This is a genomic window from Nonomuraea sp. NPDC049750 (assembly GCF_040659625.1).
In the GTDB taxonomy this organism is placed as follows: domain Bacteria; phylum Actinomycetota; class Actinomycetes; order Streptosporangiales; family Streptosporangiaceae; genus Nonomuraea.
Window position 1 is genome coordinate 1 of sequence record NZ_JBFANB010000034.1, and the last position, 16,045, is coordinate 16,045.

Below are 16,045 nucleotides of genomic sequence, written 5' to 3' on the forward strand. Positions count from 1 at the left end.
AGGCTGCCAACAGATGTCCTTCCGAGGGCTCGCGGCGGACTGACTACACGCACGCCAGACAACCTCGCAACGTGAGCAAGCGGAGCGGGTCGTCAGAAAAGCAGCGTGGAAGCATGAGCGTACTCGCTCAAATGCAGTTTGTCCACGCTTACGCAGACCCATTGTTCCGGTCGCATTTCCATGCTGACGTATGGAGCCCCCACTTGTCAATGCCGAACGCGACTAAAGATCGTCTCCGATGAACCGTGCGTGCGGCGGCGATGCGCCGCCTCGCGAAGGGGAAAGGGGATTATCCGCACCTTTCCACTCTCAACGTATAGCGCACCGGGGGGCTTGCGGCAAGACCCGGGTCGTGCCGCAGAATCAGCGGTCGAGGCCAGAACGCCAGGAACGGGTCCCCAGTGACCTCAGATCGGAGCTTGTTACTTGAACCCCCTGACCACCAGCGCGTTCGACCTTCCCGACCGCCTCGCCCTCAAGGCCGACCAGGCGCTGATCGCCGGCGATGAGCGGCACTTCGCGGCCATCGCTGAGAGCCTTGAGCAGTCGATCGCCGACCTGTCCGACCGCCTCGACGCCGAGCGCAAGGCGCCCGGCGGCATCGGCCGGGCGGCGATGGACCGGGACATGGAGATCCACCGGCTGACCGCTCGCCTGCGCGCGCTGCGCCGGTTCGGCTTGGATCTGTGCCTCGGACACATGGTCAGCGCGGACGACCCCGAGCCCGTGTACGTCGGCCGGCTCGGCCTCAGGGACGGCCAGGGCCGTCAACTGCTGGTCGACTGGCGTTCCCCGGCGGCCGAGCCGTTCTTCGGAGCCACCCACGCCAACCCGATGGGTCTGGCCAGCCGCCGCCGGTATCGCTGGACCCGCGGCCGGATCAGCGACTACTGGGACGAGGTCTTCACCTCGGACGGGCTGGTCGGGCACGCCGCGCTCGACGACCAGTCCGCCTTCATCGCCAGCCTGGGCAGTAACCGGTCGGCACGGATGCGGGACGTGCTCGGCACCATCCAGGCCGACCAGGACGCCATCATCCGCGCCGGCTCCCGGGGCGCTCTCGTCGTCGACGGCGGCCCGGGTACGGGCAAGACCGTCGTCGCGCTGCACCGCTCCGCCTACCTGCTCTACTCCGACCCGCGCCTCGGTCACCACCGGGGCGGCGTCCTGTTCGTCGGTCCGCACCAGCCCTACCTGGCGTACGTCGCCGACGTGCTCCCCAGCCTCGGGGAGGAGGGCGTGCAGACCTGCACCCTGCGGGACCTCGTCGCCGAGGGAGCCGCGGCGGCGATCGAGACCGACCCGGACGTGGCCCGCCTGAAGTCCTCCGCGAACCTGACGCAGGCGATCGAGCCGGCCGTCCGGTTCTACGAGAACCCGCCCACCAAGGGGATGACGATCACGACCCCCTGGTCCGACATCTGGCTGAGCGCCGAGGATTGGGCCGAGGCGTTCCAGGCACCGGATCCCGGCACTCCGCACAACGAGGCGCGCGACCAGATCTGGGAGGAGCTGCTCACGATCCTGATGGACAAGCACGACGGCGACGCCTCGCCTGACCTGCTCCGCAAGTCGCTGCTGCGGGACCGGGAGCTGCTCACGATCTTCAACAAGGCGTGGCCGCTGATCGAAGCGGCCGACCTCGTCGGGGACCTGTGGTCCGTACCCGCCTACCTGCGGATGTGCGCGCCCTGGCTGAGCCCCGACGAGGTGCGAGCGCTGCAGCGCGCCGACGCCCAGGCGTGGACGGTGTCCGACCTGCCGCTCCTGGACGCGGCACGGCAGCGGCTCGGCGACCCGGAGGCGGCGCTCCGTAAGCGCCGGCACGAGGCCTCTCTCGCCGCCCAGCGTGAGCAGATGGACAAGGTCGTCGACAACCTGCTCGCCGCCGATGACGACGGCGAAGGTCTGGTGACGATGCTGCGCGGACAGGACGCGAAGGTCTCTCTGGTCGACGAGAGCACACTGCCCAGCATCGAACCGGACCTGCTCGCCGGCCCGTTCGCGCACATCGTCGTGGACGAGGCCCAGGAGCTGACCGACGCGGAGTGGCAGATGCTGCTGCTCCGGTGCCCATCACGGAGCTTCACCATCGTCGGGGACCGTGCCCAGGCCAGGCACGGGTTCACGGAGTCGTGGCAGGAGCGGCTCGAACGGATCGGGCTCGACCGGATCAACCTGGCCTCCCTGAGCATCAACTACCGGACGCCGGAAGAGATCATGACGGAAGCCGAGCCGGTCATCCGGGCCGTGCTCCCGGACGCCAACGTGCCGACCTCCATCCGCCGCGGTGACGTCCCCGTCGTCCACGGATCCGCCTCGGATCTGGGCTCGATCCTCGACACCTGGCTCGCCGCACACACCGACGGGATCGCGTGCGTCATCGGGTACCCCACATTCCGTACGACGTCCCGCGTCCGGTCGCTGACGCCCGAGCTGTCGAAGGGGCTGGAGTTCGACCTGGTCGTCCTCGTCGACCCGGAGGCGTTCGGCGAGGGCATCGAGGGAGCGGTCGACCGCTATGTCGCGATGACCCGAGCGACCCAGCAACTCGTCATCCTCACGAGCGCCTGACGACGGGGGCCCACCAGCGGAGGCGCGCCGCCTCCTGACAGGCGCGCTCCGGTCAGTCGTGGCTGATGACGATCTTGCCGAAGCCGCCGCCCGCCTCGCAGTAGCGGTACGCCTCGTGGACGTCCTCGAACGGGAAGACCCGGTCGAGGACGGGACGCAGCCGGTGCGTGACGATCGCGCGGTTGACCTGGAGGAAGTGGGCGCGGCTGCCGGTCGCCACTCCGCGCAGCACCGCGCCCGCCCCGAACAGCAGCGCCGGGTCGACCGGCCGGGCGCCCTCGGCGCCGGACAGCCGGTAACCGACGAACGCCACCTCGCCGCCGAACGCCACCGACTTCAGCGACTGCTCCAGCGGCCCCGCCGGGTCGACGACGCGATCGGCGCCCAGGCCGTCGGTGAGCGCGCGGACCTCCTCCGACCATGACGGGTTCGCCCGGTAGTCGATCACCTCGTCGGCACCGAGCTTCCGCAGCCGCTCCACCTTGGCGGGGCCGGACGTCGTCATGATCACCCGAGCGCCGCTCAGCTTGGCGAACATCAGCGTGAACAGCGACACCCCGCCCGAGCCGAGCGTCAGCACGGTCTGGCCGGGCCGTGGGGCGCCGCCGGAGGTCAGCGCGTTCCACGCGGTCACGGCCGCCAGCGGCAGCGCCGCCGCCTCCTCGTACGACAGGTGCTCGGGGATGGGCACCACGCCGTCCTCGCTCAGCACCGCGTACTCGGCCAGGACTCCGTCGGTCATGGTGCCGAGCTGGGCGGCGTTCTCCAGCAGGAAGGGCCCGTCCTGCCAGCGCGGGAACACGGTGGCCGCCACCCGGTCGCCCGGCCTGACCCGGGTCACGTCCTCGCCGACGGCCACGACCTCGCCCACGCCCTCGCAGCCGGGCACGACGCCTGGCCTGATCGGCAGCGGATAGTCGTTCGCCAGCACCATCAGATCGCGATAGCCCAGTCCGTTCGCGTGGATCCTGACCACGACCTGCCCGCGCTCCGGCGCGGGCTCGTCCCGGTCCTCGACGGTCAGCCCGGCGAGACCGCGTCCCGGCCGCAGGTGATAGCTCCTCATCGCACGTCCTTTCCCCCGCTTCGGTTACGTGAGGATCCTCCGGGCGAGTCATGACATTGGACAATTCCCCGCAGGGAATCGCTCACGATTGCCAGGCGTTGCGGAAGCTCAGCCGGGCCCGCGCCAGCCGGGACTTGACCGTGCCCACCGGCACCGCCAGCAGCCTGGCGGCGGTGGCCTCGTCGAGCCCTTCGACATCGCGCAGCACCAGCACGGCGCGGTGCTCGGGTGTGAGCCGTTCCAGCACGTCGCGGATGTCCACCGCGTTCTCCACGTCCTGTCGCGACGGCAGGTCGCCCGGCTCCGTGGGGCCGATACGGTTGTCCCGCCTGGCGATCCTGACGGCCTCTCGCACGGCGATCGCCCGCGCCCAGCCGTACAGCGCGTCGGGTTCGCGCAGCGCGCGCAGGTTGCGGAAGACGGCGATCAACGCCTCCTGGACCGCGTCCTGTCCGCTGTCGAGCGCGATGGGCCCGCAGATCCGGCCGAGGTACGGCGTCAGCTCGCGGAGCAGGTCGTTCATCGCCATCGTGTCCCCGCGTTGAGCGGCCCGGACGAGCGTCGCGCTCATCGGGCCCGCTCGGCGACCCGGGTCGCCAGCCGGGCCAGGGCCTTCTCCCCGGCTCTCCGGACGCCCAGGGGCACCAGCGCGGTACGTCCGGGCACGCGGATGCCGCCGGTCTGCGCCACCAGCGTGCCTTCCGGAACGGCGGTGGCCGCCAGGCCGACGAGCAGGAACCTGCTCTGCATCCAGCACCAGCCGGGCCGCAGGTCGACGTCGAAGCGGGCGCGCATGCCGTACTTGCTACGGGCCTCGGCCACCAGCCGCCCGCCTCCGTCGTCCGCGACGATCCGCAGGTCTCGCATGTCCGGCTCGAAGGTGCCGAACTCCCGCTCCAAGTCGCTCGCCACCTCCCAGACCAGCTCAAAGGGGTCGGGAAGCATCCGCTCGGCGACACGCGCACCGGGGACGCCGGCGGCGAGCACGCGCAGCCGGCGCACCGGGTCCAGGTCGGCAACAGGCCAGTACATGTCTATCCAGAGGCGGCTCGGGGGCAGAAGGTTCCATGGAACCATTGGCGAGTTCGGCGCCTCCTGGAGGGCATGAACATCTCACGCCCCGGCGCGTTCGCGGCCGCCGTCCTGCTTCTCGACGCATTCGTCCATCTGTTCTGGGTGGTCCGGCCCATCGCCGACCCCCGCGCGCTCTCCCTGGCCGTCCTCAACGCCGAGGTGCCCTTCACCCCACGGGTCCTGCTGCCGCTCATCCTCATGCTGAGCGTGGGGGCCCTGTCGGTGGCGGCGGCCTCCGGCGGGCGGGGCGGCTGGGTGGCCAGGGTGGTCACCATGGCCGTGGGCGCCGGTGTGCTGGTGCGCGGGCTTGCCGGCCTGGTCTGGGCCTTCGGCCTCGGCACGGACACCGGAAGCCCGTTCTACTGGCTGAACCTGTTCCTCTACACCCCCGTCTGCCTGGCCATGACGCTCGCGGTCGGCCTCGTCCTGGTACGCGCGCGGCGGCCGGTGAGCATCAGCTCATAGCAGGCGTCTTTGCGTGACATCGGCGATGACGGCGTTCACGACCTTGCCGACATCCGCCGGCTCCGGCGCGACCCCGTCCCGGCCGGCGAACAGCATGTGCCCGGCTCCGATCAGGGAGAGCGCCAGCGCCTCCACGTCGGCGTCCGCCGCGATGCGGCCCAGCTCGCACTCCTCGTTCAGGTAGGCGGCGATCATGGCCACGGCATCCGTCAGGACCGGGATGCCGAAAGCCGGCCGGGCCCGAGGCAGCCGGGCCCGCAACTCATCCCGGAAGATGACCAGACCGACGATCGACACGGCGACCGAGTCGAACAGGTTCATCAGCGCCCCGATCAGGTTGCCGGCGACGGTGCCGGTTCCGGCGGAGTCGCGAAGGGCGGCGGCCTGGCCTTCGAGCCGGGCGATGCGGTCCTGCACGAGCTCGGCGAGGAAGGCGTCGAAGTCCTCGAAGTGCTTGTGCAGGACACCCTTGGCGACACCCGCCTCCGCCGTGACCGCCCGGCTGGTCAGGCCGGGCGCCCCGTCCCGGAGCAGGACGCGCTCGGCGGCGTCGAACAACTGCTGCCGCACATCCCGGAGGGCCACTCCAGTCGGCATCGCCCGTCCTCCTTCTTCACATGCTTCACATGCTTTTGCCCACCCTTCGCTCACCGCGAACGTCTGCCCGATTGTGGAGTGGGCGCCTGCCCACTATGGTGGGCGCATGCCCACTTTATCGCAGGAGCAACCAGAGCCTTCGCGGAACGAGCCCCATACGGCCAGGCGGATGGCGGAGTCGTTCGGGGTCGACGCCGAACGCTACGACCGGGCCCGCCCCGACTATCCCGACGCCCTGGTGCGGCAGATCATCGCCGCCAGCCCCGGCCGCGACATCGTCGATGTCGGCTGCGGCACCGGCATAGAAGCCCGTCAGTTCCTGGCGGCCGGGTGCAAGGTGCTGGGTGTCGAGCCGGACGTCCGGATGGCCGAGTTCGCCCGCCGTACCGGGATTGAGGTCGAGGTGGCGACGTTCGAGGACTGGGAGGCCGCCGGCCGTACCTTCGACGCGGTCGTCGCCGGACAGTCCTGGCACTGGGTGGACCCCGTAGCGGGCGCCGCCAAGGCGGCACGGGTGCTGCGGCCCGGCGGCCTGCTGGCGGTGTTCGCGCACGCGTACGACCCGCCGCCCGTCGTCGCGGAGGCGTTCGCCACCGTCTTCCGGAAGGTGGCGCCCGACTCGCCGCTGAGCGCCGGACCGCCGCGGCCGGGCCAGGACATCTACCAGGCGATGTTCGCCCTGTTCGCCGACGGCATCCGGAAGGCGGCCGAGTTCGGCGAGCCGGAGCAGTGGCGGTTCGACTGGGAGCGGTACTACGGCCGCGACGACTGGCTCGACCTGCTGCCCACCACCGGCGCGCTCACCCAACTCCCACCGGAGCAGCTGGCCGAGGTGCTGGCGGGCGTCGGTGCCGCCATCGACGCGATCGGCGGCGGCTTCACCATGGCCTACACCACGATGGCGATCACCGCGTCGCTGAACCCCCGGAGTCGCTGAACCCCCGGAGCCGCTGAACACTCGGTAGTCGCAGAACCCCCGGTAGGGTGCACCTCCGCACACACCTCGAACAAGCCCGGTGCCGCCCACTCACTTCGCGGCCACCGGCACCGCCCTGAGCGCAGCTCTTTCACAGCTGAGCGGGGCTGGATTCCCCCGCCCGCCCCGGTTCCGGGCGGCTATGGTGCGCCTTACCCGATTTGATCTAGATCGCAGGAGCGCGCGCGGTGCTGAACACGAGGGAGCCCGACTGGGCGTACGTGGCCAGGTCTCTCGTCAAGGTCCTGGCTGTCACCGCGGCGCTGTTCCTGGCCTTCAGCGCGGTCGACCGGGTCCTGTGGGTGTTCGTCGATCCTTCCGACGACGCGCGGATCGGCGAGGTGTACGGCACGGCCGCCCGCATCGCGAACCCGGACAAGCGCCTGTCGTACGGGTACGGCAACGGCGTAGGGCTGCTGGAGACGTCCTACACGCTGCAGGGGGAGCCGCGCCGGGCCGGTCCCAGCGCGGGCCGGACGGACTACGAAATCGTGGAGAACCTGTTCGGCGCCGTCCGTGCCCCTTCCCTCGGCGGGCCGGCGGGCAGCCTGAAGGACGCGATCGATTCCGTGGAGCCGGACTCCGAGGTCGACAAGGAGGAGGTCCGGAAGACCATCGACGGACTTCCGCAGACGCTCGAAGCCGTCGCGGTCGTGGAGTTCGCGCATCCGATGGCCACCGAGCGGCTCGTCGCCTTCAACCGCAGGCACGCACTCTGCGGAGGGGCAGGCGTCTCCTACATCTACGCGCCCTCCTATTACGACGACTCCGATGAACCGTCCTCGATGAACGCGGTCGTTTGGAACCGCGACATGACCAAGGACCAAGCCCTGACGGATCTCGTCTACCAGTGCGAGACCGAGCCGGAGGCGGCGCTGGAGGAGTTCCGCAGGTGGGTCGGGCTGCTTGACGAGGGGGACGATTTCAGTGAGTTCGAGCTGACCTACGAAGGGCTCGCGGATACGGCCAAGGAGGGTGTCGTGTACGGGCTCGTGGCCGACCGCTGGAAACTCGCCGACCTGCGTAAACTCCTCGACGACCCGGAGGTCGGGACGGTCCGCCTCACCGACGTCTCCTTCGGCCTTGGCGAGGAGAAGTAGCGATCGTCGAGATTGCAGTGTTGCGTCACCGCATGAAGCCGGGCAAGCGAGAAATTCAATAGGGCGTTACAGCCGACACGCCGTACAAGGCGGCCTGCACGATGACGATCCCGGTGGCGACGCGAAGCACGATCAGTTTCCGGTAGAGCGCCAGAGCCGCCCGGTCTATCTGCGCCGACTTCGACGCGGCGCGCTGCTCGCTGGGACTGGAGAGGTCCAATAGGGGTTTACCGGTGCCGGGCCGATACCAGAGCCCTAACAGGAGAATGATGGCGGCCACGGGAGCGCACGCTTGCGACACCACGCCCGTCCCCGCCGATAGGTAGCCTTCGAATACCGTCTGGCTGCTCAACGTAAGGAAGCACCCTGTTCCTAAGAGCATGAGCACACTCACCGCATCCGCGTAGAAAATGTGCCGCCGAATGCGGGCGATATCTGAAGACGGCGGGAGGATCGACCCAACCATGACCCGACGGTAACACGCGAGTAGCAAATGGCGGCTGAACCATTCTCGCCGCCGCGGCCGAGGCGGTGACAATGCCGTCTCGACCGCTTCTGAGGAACGTGCGACGGTTACCGGATCTTGGACAGGTCGATCATGTACAGGTCGTCCCCGAGCGAGTAGCTGAGGATCCTTCCGGTGGAATCCGCCATTGGCAGCCTGATCGAATTACCCTCCGGCTTGATGCCGAGGCTGGCCGACTTGCCGCTGACCAGGTCGTACAGCCCGACACCCGCGGGCTGCGGGCCGTACGACGAGAAGGAGAAGCGATCCTGGGTCGGTGGTTCGAGCGTGAAAGGGTGGCCGATCGCCTTCCTTTCCTGCGAGCCGTCCCGCTGCCGGTAGAAGCTCTCGCCGCTAGTGGTGGTGCCCAGGCAGATGCGCACGCCACACGAGCGGAGTTGCTCGTCGGCGTGGACGACGGCGGTGGCGGTCTCCCCGGTCTCCAGGTTCCGGATCCGTTCGTACAGCGGGCCCTCCGTCCGTTCGCCCACCGGGCCCGTCTTGGGCTGGCCGCCCGGCCCTGGTGTGCCGGCCCACGGCCAGGTCAGCAGGTGCATTCCGGCGCTCTCCGCGATCGGCTCCACCGTGCCGCCCCCGAGGGGAACGGTGAAGACTCCGCCTGGGCGCACCGAGAAAACGATCTTGTCGTTGACCACCCCGAGCCCGTCGATCAAGTTGCCGTCGTCGTCGACCTGGACCCTCTGGTCGGCGACGATCTTCGCCTCACCGCCCTCCAGCGGTACGGCCCAAAGGTGCGCGACCGAGTCCTCCGTCGCGGTCCACCAGGCCACGTGGCCGCCGCCCACGGTGAAGTCCGAGGCGAACAACACTGTCCCCGCGGGCCTCGGCACGTCGGCGATCTTGCGTTGGGCGGCGGTCTCGAGGTCGTAGGCGTAGATGGCCGCCGTGCTCTCGAACCCATCCCTTGTCGTCATGAGCACCGTGCGGTCGTCGATGACCGTGGCCGGCCGCCACGCCGTCCCGCCGTACCCCTTCCCCGCGACCTTGATCACCGCCTCCGGCCAGACCTTCTCCACGGGCTCGGCCGGCGCCTCGCCGCGCACCTGCGAGGCGACGTCACCCTGTACGGCCGTCGTGGTCTCGCCGCCACGCACTACGGCCAGCGTCCCGCCCGAGACCAGCACGACCGCCGCGGCGGCCAGCGCCATCCGGGACCGCCGCCTCCTGCGCAGGTGAACCCGTTCGAGCCGCTCGGGCAGCATCCCCGGCAGTCTGGGCGCGTGCTCGGCCGCCTGACCGAACGTCCTGCGCAGGGTCTCCTCGACCTCGTTCATCGGACCTTCCCTCCGGTCGTCGAATTCCGCTCAGTCGGCAGGGCGGAGCGCAGCTTGCTCAGCGCGCGGGCGGCCTGGCTGCGTACCGTGCCGCGGGAGATCGCGAGCACGGCGGCGATCTCCGCGTCGTCGAGCTGCTCGTAGTAGCGCAGCACCAGCACCGCGCGCTGTTTGCGCGGCAGCCCGGCCAGTGCCTGCCACATGCTGCGCTCGTCGCCGCTGGGCAGCGGATCGTGGTGCTCGCGTTCGGGCAGGTCCCAGACGAGCAGCTCGCGTCGCCGCAATCGCCATTTGGCGATGTGCAGCCTGGCCATCGTGGTACGTGCGTAGCTCTCCGGGTTCTCCTTCAGACGTAATCGCGGCCAGGCGCCACGGAGCTTCAGCAGCGACTCCTGGACCAGGTCGGCCGCGTCATGGGGGTTCCCGGCCAGTACATAGCCGTAGCGCAGCAGCGCGTCGCCGCGTTCTGCGACGAACTCTGCGAAACGGGGATCGCCTTCCAACGGTTCTCGCCCTTCGTCGTTCTTTCACCTCCGAGAGGGGGCAGGGGCAAAAACTGTTGCACGCGAAGACCATGGCCCGCGCCGAATCTTGCATGATCATGCGAAGCAATGCATACTCTTGTCTCATGTCCAAGGTTCTCACCTCCCTGCCCACCGGCGAGCGGGTCGGCATCGCCTTCTCGGGTGGTCTCGACACCTCGGTCGCCGTCGCCTGGATGCGCGACAAGGGCGCCGTCCCGTGCACCTACACCGCCGACATCGGCCAGTACGACGAGCCCGACATCGCCTCGGTGCCCGGTCGCGCGACGGCGTACGGGGCTGAGATCGCGCGTCTGGTCGACTGCCGCGCGGCGCTGGTCGAGGAGGGCCTGGCCGCGCTGACCTGCGGCGCGTTCCACATCCGATCGGGCGGGCGGGCCTACTTCAACACCACCCCGCTCGGCCGGGCGGTCACCGGGACCCTGCTGGTCCGGGCGATGCTCGAGGACGACGTGCAGATCTGGGGCGACGGCTCGACGTTCAAGGGCAACGACATCGAGCGCTTCTACCGCTACGGCCTGCTCGCGAACCCCCACCTGCGCATCTACAAGCCCTGGCTCGACGCGGACTTCGTGTCCGAGCTGGGCGGGCGCAAGGAGATGTCGGAGTGGCTGCTGGCCCACGGCCTGCCCTATCGCGACAGCACCGAGAAGGCATATTCGACCGACGCCAACATCTGGGGCGCCACCCACGAGGCCAAGACCCTGGAGCACCTCGACACCGGCATCGAGACCGTGGACCCGATCATGGGCGTGCGGTTCTGGGACCCGACGGTCGAGATCCCCACCGAGGACGTGACCATCGGCTTCGACCAGGGCCGCCCGGTGACGATCAACGGCAAGGAGTTCGCCACCCCGGTCGACCTGGTGATGGAGGCCAACGCGATCGGTGGCCGGCACGGCATGGGCATGTCGGACCAGATCGAGAACCGGGTGATCGAGGCCAAGAGCCGCGGCATCTACGAGGCGCCCGGGATGGCGCTGCTGCACGCGGCCTACGAACGGCTGGTCAACGCGATCCACAACGAGGACACGCTGGCGAGCTACCACAGCGAGGGACGGCGGCTCGGCCGGTTGATGTACGAGGGCCGCTGGCTCGACCCGCAGGCGCTCATGGTCCGCGAGTCGCTGCAGCGCTGGGTCGGCACGGCGGTCATCGGCGAGGTGACGCTGCGGCTGCGGCGCGGTGAGGACTACTCGATCCTCGACACTTCCGGCCCGGCTTTCAGCTACCACCCGGACAAGCTGTCGATGGAGCGTACGGAGGACTCGGCGTTCGGACCGGTGGACCGGATCGGCCAGCTCACCATGCGCAACCTCGACATCGCCGACTCGCGCGCCAAGCTGGAGCAGTACGCCAGCCTCGGCATGCTCGGCCCCACCCATCCCGCGCTCATCGACGCCTCCCAGACGCCCTCGACCCCGCTGATCGGCGACATGCCGCAGGGCGGCGCCGAGATCATCGCCTCACGCGGCGAGGTCTCCGAGGACGAGGAGATGCTCGACCGCGCCGCGATGGAGCTCGGTAACGACTGACCGCCTCGGGCAGACCGGCGGCGCCGCGTGCGTTCAGCCGGCTGCCCGGCACGGCCCTGCTTGCACTTCGTGCTGAGCAATAGGCGCAGAAGCCTGTGTGCGCAGCTTTCGACTTATAAGATCTTACTGACATACTGCGAAAAAGTTACTCTTTGTAACTCGTTGGGGACGGATGGTGATGACGTTGCCTTCGGGTACACCCGGCACAGGCGCGGATGAGTCGGCCCGGATATACAACAGGCCAGCGATCAAGAGGCTCGGCGACGCGCTTGTCGACGACACCACCGGGACTTCTCCCGTATCACATCTGGAAGAGGCCGGCACCTTTCCGCCGAATATGCGGCTCGGCTGGGGTGCGTTGGGTGTGCTTGGGTTTCCGTTGACCCGGGAGCACGACAAAATAGTCGCCGCCGCCGAGTGGAAGCTGGGCGACATGGTCCAATCATTGCACGGTCATCGAGACGAGCTGTATACGGCATCCGGAAACGTGGACACCGCGGAAGTGGAGAACATAGAAAATGTCCGACGCATTTAAACTCCCCATTCCGGGTGGCACGCCCAGTCCGTACGAGCCCGGCGGCGGCGGCGATCTGCGGTGGATGCAGCTGACGGCACTCGCTGAATGGGCGTTCGCCGCCGCCCTGCTGCCGGCGCTGCAGAAGTACGTGCTCCAGTTCGGCCTCACGGTGCCGGCGGATCCGCAGTTGCTGCACAAGGCCGCGGACGGCTGGAGTGCCATCAGTGGCAGCGTGTCCGCCTCCGGCGCGTCCATGCGGAATCAGCACGACAATGTGTCGGCGGCCAGTTGGCAGGCGATGGATCGAGCGGCTTTCGGGGAGAAGGTCGACGAGTACGACATGGCCTCGCAGACCGCCGCCAACTCGGCGCATCGCCTTTCGTTGATCCTCAGAGTGCTGGCCAACCTCTGGACCGCGTGGATCTACCTCAATTTCACGAGTGCCACCTTCACAGCGGCGCTCGCGCTCTCCGGGACCCTCGGCGGAGGGGGGTGGTTCTACGGCCAATGGAAGGCGCAATCGCTGGCTCTCTCGATGGAGCAGCGGCTTCTGGTGTTGTGGAAGAAGGTTCTGTGGAAGCTCTTCCTGCTGCTGGTGGCGTGCGGGGTCGCCTGGGGGTACGACAAGACCCTGACGGACGGCCTGAAGTAACGGGTGCGGCGACGCCGCCACGCGGGTCCCCCGGTCAGTAGCCGAACTCCTTGCGCATGCGGTCCAGCTCGCCCAACGTGTCGGTCATCATGCGGTCGAACGCTTTCTGCGCCTCCTCGACCTGCGCACTTGCGGCTTCCGGGTCGCCGGTCGGGTTCAGGAGGTCCCCGTCGAACGAGTCCGTCAGGATCTCCGACAGTTGACGCTTGAGGTCCGCGTCGGCATCGTGAATCGCTTGGAGGATCGCCGCGGACATCTCCTCGACGCTCATGCGCTTGGCCCGGGGGTCGATATCGAGTCTGCTCACCCCGGAGGCGGTGCACTCGACCGCGATGTGGTCGTCGGCGGTAGCGGCCCGGCCGACCACGTCCGCGGCCCTTTTCTGCGCTTCCTCGAAACGGGCCACCCGCTTCTGTGAATCCGCCAACAACGCATCGATATTCATGTTCGCGAAGTCACCGAAGCCATGTGCCGCCACTTGTCCTACCTCAGCTCTCTACCTGCCGCCAGGGCGATGCGGAGCAACACAATATCGACATTTGGTGGGCGGCGTTCGGACCGGTGGCCCGGATCGGCCGGCTCACCATGCGCACGGCGACGACTGACCAGGTCGTCGAGATCGCGTTTCGGACCCTGCCCTGACATGATCTTCGCGTATCGCGTCCCCGGGTATGAAGGAGACACATGTCGCGTCTACGTGCCGCGCTCCTCACGACAGCCATCGCCGTCATGGGCGTCAGCGTGCTCAGCACCCCCGCTCAGGCGGCCGGCTGGGTGTACATCGGCGTCTTCACCACCAAGTCCAAGTGCATCGACATGGGCCAGCAGTACGTCCGGGAGGGCTTCAGCCAGTACGACTGCACGGGTAGCCCCGGCTACTACCCCCTCTGGGTTCGCTAGGACTCGCACGGTCGCCGTCTCCCACAAGGGGGGCGGCGTTCCGTTCAGAGACGGTCGGCCAACTGCCTGGCGAGGGTCAGTCCCGTGAGGACCGGGTTGACCGATCCGACCGTCGGGAACAACGACTGGTCGCAGGCGTAGGCGTTCCGTACGTGATGGAAGCGGCCCACCGGATCGGTCACCGAGGTGGCCGGGTCGTCGCCCATCCACAGCGTGCCGGATTCGTGGTAGGTCGTCCCGAGTCCCCGATGCCATTCGGGGAACGGCCTGTCCAGGGGGAACGGCCGCGCGTGCCATGCGTTGTCGTACAGATACTCGATCTGGTCCGGCGAGCCGGAGACCGCCTGGGCGATGGCGAGCGCCGCGCCGTCCATGGCCGCCCAGACCTGCTCATCCCGCGGATCGAGCGTGAGGTGCAGGTACGCGCGCGCGATGCCGTACTCGTCGACCTCGTGCGGGCTGAGATTGATCCAGCTCTTGTCCGGGTCCGGTATCTCGGTCGTCCGGTCCCCGTGCATCTCGCCGACGCAGCGCAGGGTGACGGTGATCCAGTCGGGGTCGGTGTTGGCCAGCTGCCGTTCGAGCAGGTCCATGTCCGGGAGCATGCGGAACAGGAGTTCGTCGGATCCGCCCTGACTCGTCGACGCGGTGATCTGGATGTGGAACCGGCCGGCGGGCACCAGCCCGCGCAGCAGCAGCGCGCCGGTCTGTACGTGTTCGGGCAGCGGCGGCAGCGCCGTACGGCGGATCCTGACGGTGAAGTCGCTGCGTACGTGCGCCATCAGGTTACGGCCCATGAGCGGGGTGGGGAACGAGCCCAGGGCGAGCCGGGTGGTCTCCACCGCGCTCGCGGCGAGGATCACGGCACAGTCGGGGGAGACCCGCAGGGACTCCGGCCGCCCGGCGGCGTCGACGTCGATCGCGGTCACCACCCCGTCGGCCGCGTGCGCCCGGAGGACGTGCGCCAGGGGCACCACGAAGAGCCGCCGGTCCGCGTCGCGTCCCCCGGAGGCGGTCACATCCTCGCGGACCGCGTCCATGAGCATCGGCAGACTGCTGTACTTGTCGAAGCTGAACAGGCCCGACACCGGCGAGTCACCCTGCACCGCGAGCGGCGCGACCTCGGCGCCGCGATCACCGAGGCCGGTCTCGAACCCCGGCGTCACCGCGGCGGCGGACGCGAACGCCTCGAACAGCGTCGTATAGAGGTCTCCCGCGATGAAATCGGTCGCGGGCACGACGCCGATCTCGCTCTCCACCTCCAGGTAGGTGCTCTCCAGGTACGCGGCCGTCGACGCCGGCCAATGCCGGAGATCATCCGCCGTGAGCCGGGGGCACCAGCCGCCCCAGTAGAGGGACTTGCCGCCGGTGCAGTACGCGAGCCCGGGAAAGTCGACGTTGCCCCGCCACGGCAGCCCCCACACCAGCTCCCGGGGCACGCGCGGATCGGCGCCGGGCGCTATGGGCGCGGGGACGTTCAGCCCGATACGGCCGAGGTTCTGCACGTGCTCGGGCACCAGGTAGGGGCCGGCGTCCAGCAGCAGCACCCGCTTGCCCGGGTGCCGCCGGTAGATCTTGGTCGCGCAGTACGCCCCGTACATCCCACCGCCGACCACCACCGCCGAGAACGGCGGCCCGCCGCTGCCCGTCGCCTCCTGCCAGGTGCTGCAGAAGAAGCGGCCGAGAACATCGAGTGAGAAACTGGTCTTCTGGACGTCCACCGGCTGCCCGGAGGGGACGAGTTCGGGGAGTGCCATGGACGAAGTAGACCCCGCGAAAGACCTTCCCGCAATCCTCCGCGCCGCCGCTTCGTCGCGCCGCAGTCCTCAGAACCGCGATCTCAGAGTTGCATCAACCCCGCCGCCGTAGGGCGGAAGCCGCACTGGGCGTAGAAGCCCTCAAGATGCGGTTCGTAGTCCACGTGCAGCCACTCGGCGCCGCGCGCCTTGGCCTCGTCGGCGGCCGCGCGGACCAGGCGGACACCGAGGCCCGCCCGGCGTTCGGCGGGACGCACGGTGGTGTCCAGGATGAAGGCGTGGATGCCGCCGTCCGTGGCGACGTTCACGTAGCCGACCAGGCGATCCGCGCGATGGGCGGCGATCCAGCAGAGGCTGTGGCCAAGCCGGCCCGCGAACGAGGTGGGGTCGTGGCCGGGCCAGGAGGCCGCGAAGAGGTCGTTGAGGTCGTGGTCGGTCAGGGGAGGGCACACGGTGAGCGTGACGCCGTCCTCGGGTGTCGGATTCATGA

General features: G+C 69.0%; 18 protein-coding genes. 8 read left to right on the plus strand and 10 right to left on the minus strand.

Annotated features, from left to right (window positions below):
- Nucleotides 1-426 precede the first annotated feature (426 nt).
- A complete protein-coding gene (helR, locus tag AB0J16_RS49045; protein ID WP_358553101.1) occupies nucleotides 427-2,574 on the plus strand; it encodes an RNA polymerase recycling motor ATPase HelR in 2,148 nt (715 codons plus the stop codon).
- Between the two features lie 52 nt (nucleotides 2,575-2,626).
- On the opposite strand, the gene AB0J16_RS49050 is transcribed toward helR, so the two are convergent.
- The 3 genes from AB0J16_RS49050 to AB0J16_RS49060 all read right to left on the minus strand — a co-directional run bounded on the left by AB0J16_RS49050 (nucleotide 2,627) and on the right by AB0J16_RS49060 (nucleotide 4,672).
- Nucleotides 2,627-3,640 (minus strand): NAD(P)-dependent alcohol dehydrogenase, encoded by a 1,014-nt coding sequence (locus AB0J16_RS49050; RefSeq protein ID WP_358553103.1) that lies wholly within the window; start codon nucleotides 3,638-3,640, stop codon nucleotides 2,627-2,629.
- 82 nt (nucleotides 3,641-3,722) lie between these two features.
- Nucleotides 3,723-4,211, minus strand: a complete 489-nt coding sequence (locus AB0J16_RS49055; RefSeq protein ID WP_358553105.1) for a sigma-70 family RNA polymerase sigma factor — start codon at nucleotides 4,209-4,211, stop codon at nucleotides 3,723-3,725.
- Complete coding sequence (locus AB0J16_RS49060) at nucleotides 4,208-4,672, minus strand: hypothetical protein (protein ID WP_358553107.1); 465 nt, start codon at nucleotides 4,670-4,672, stop codon at nucleotides 4,208-4,210. Before AB0J16_RS49060 ends, AB0J16_RS49055 begins: the two co-directional genes overlap by 4 nt.
- Nucleotides 4,673-4,744: 72 nt before the next feature.
- Between AB0J16_RS49060 and AB0J16_RS49065 the strand changes: the two genes are divergently transcribed.
- Entirely contained in the window at nucleotides 4,745-5,179 is a 435-nt protein-coding gene (locus AB0J16_RS49065) for a hypothetical protein (protein WP_358553109.1), read from the plus strand.
- On the opposite strand, the gene AB0J16_RS49070 is transcribed toward AB0J16_RS49065, so the two are convergent.
- Nucleotides 5,174-5,776, minus strand: coding sequence for a TetR/AcrR family transcriptional regulator (locus AB0J16_RS49070; protein ID WP_358553111.1), 603 nt, complete (start codon nucleotides 5,774-5,776; stop codon nucleotides 5,174-5,176). The two genes, AB0J16_RS49065 and AB0J16_RS49070, sit on opposite strands and share 6 nt — an antisense overlap.
- 106 nt (nucleotides 5,777-5,882) lie before the next feature.
- Between AB0J16_RS49070 and AB0J16_RS49075 the strand changes: the two genes are divergently transcribed.
- Nucleotides 5,883-6,713, plus strand: coding sequence for a class I SAM-dependent methyltransferase (locus AB0J16_RS49075; protein ID WP_358553113.1), 831 nt, complete (start codon nucleotides 5,883-5,885; stop codon nucleotides 6,711-6,713).
- Between the two features lie 227 nt (nucleotides 6,714-6,940).
- On the plus strand, nucleotides 6,941-7,852 hold the full coding sequence (locus AB0J16_RS49080; protein WP_358553115.1) for a hypothetical protein: 912 nt from the start codon (nucleotides 6,941-6,943) through the stop codon (nucleotides 7,850-7,852).
- A gap of 55 nt (nucleotides 7,853-7,907) precedes the next feature.
- Here the strand turns inward: AB0J16_RS49080 and AB0J16_RS49085 are convergent, their stop codons facing one another.
- From AB0J16_RS49085 to AB0J16_RS49095, 3 genes are all read right to left on the minus strand, one after another.
- Complete coding sequence (locus tag AB0J16_RS49085; protein ID WP_358553117.1) at nucleotides 7,908-8,318, minus strand: hypothetical protein; 411 nt, start codon at nucleotides 8,316-8,318, stop codon at nucleotides 7,908-7,910.
- Between the two features lie 107 nt (nucleotides 8,319-8,425).
- Nucleotides 8,426-9,652, minus strand: coding sequence for a hypothetical protein (locus AB0J16_RS49090; protein ID WP_358553119.1), 1,227 nt, complete (start codon nucleotides 9,650-9,652; stop codon nucleotides 8,426-8,428).
- Nucleotides 9,649-10,155 (minus strand): SigE family RNA polymerase sigma factor, encoded by a 507-nt coding sequence (locus AB0J16_RS49095; protein ID WP_358553121.1) that lies wholly within the window; start codon nucleotides 10,153-10,155, stop codon nucleotides 9,649-9,651. The genes AB0J16_RS49090 and AB0J16_RS49095 overlap by 4 nt, the downstream gene beginning before the upstream one ends.
- A 125-nt stretch (nucleotides 10,156-10,280) precedes the next feature.
- Between AB0J16_RS49095 and argG the strand changes: the two genes are divergently transcribed.
- From argG to AB0J16_RS49110, 3 genes are all read left to right on the plus strand, one after another.
- Nucleotides 10,281-11,729 carry an argininosuccinate synthase gene (gene argG / locus AB0J16_RS49100; RefSeq protein WP_358553123.1) on the plus strand — a complete coding sequence of 483 codons (1,449 nt, stop codon included), beginning with the start codon at nucleotides 10,281-10,283 and terminating at the stop codon, nucleotides 11,727-11,729.
- A 172-nt stretch (nucleotides 11,730-11,901) separates the two neighbouring features.
- Entirely contained in the window at nucleotides 11,902-12,264 is a 363-nt protein-coding gene (locus AB0J16_RS49105; RefSeq protein ID WP_358553125.1) for a hypothetical protein, read from the plus strand.
- Between the two features lie 64 nt (nucleotides 12,265-12,328).
- Nucleotides 12,329-12,898 (plus strand): hypothetical protein, encoded by a 570-nt coding sequence (locus tag AB0J16_RS49110; RefSeq protein ID WP_358553127.1) that lies wholly within the window; start codon nucleotides 12,329-12,331, stop codon nucleotides 12,896-12,898.
- Between the two features lie 34 nt (nucleotides 12,899-12,932).
- Here the strand turns inward: AB0J16_RS49110 and AB0J16_RS49115 are convergent, their stop codons facing one another.
- The gene (locus AB0J16_RS49115) at nucleotides 12,933-13,376 is read right to left on the minus strand and encodes a hypothetical protein (protein ID WP_358553129.1); all 444 of its coding nucleotides are present in this window, start codon (nucleotides 13,374-13,376) and stop codon (nucleotides 12,933-12,935) included.
- A gap of 206 nt (nucleotides 13,377-13,582) precedes the next feature.
- Between AB0J16_RS49115 and AB0J16_RS49120 the strand changes: the two genes are divergently transcribed.
- The gene (locus AB0J16_RS49120) at nucleotides 13,583-13,798 is read left to right on the plus strand and encodes a hypothetical protein (protein WP_358553131.1); all 216 of its coding nucleotides are present in this window, start codon (nucleotides 13,583-13,585) and stop codon (nucleotides 13,796-13,798) included.
- Between the two features lie 44 nt (nucleotides 13,799-13,842).
- Here AB0J16_RS49120 and AB0J16_RS49125 read toward each other — a convergent pair whose 3' ends face one another.
- Both AB0J16_RS49125 and AB0J16_RS49130 read right to left on the minus strand, forming a co-directional pair.
- The gene (locus AB0J16_RS49125) at nucleotides 13,843-15,555 is read right to left on the minus strand and encodes a GMC oxidoreductase (protein WP_358553133.1); all 1,713 of its coding nucleotides are present in this window, start codon (nucleotides 15,553-15,555) and stop codon (nucleotides 13,843-13,845) included.
- A gap of 83 nt (nucleotides 15,556-15,638) precedes the next feature.
- Entirely contained in the window at nucleotides 15,639-16,043 is a 405-nt protein-coding gene (locus tag AB0J16_RS49130; RefSeq protein ID WP_358553135.1) for a GNAT family N-acetyltransferase, read from the minus strand.
- Nucleotides 16,044-16,045: the final 2 nt, after the last annotated feature.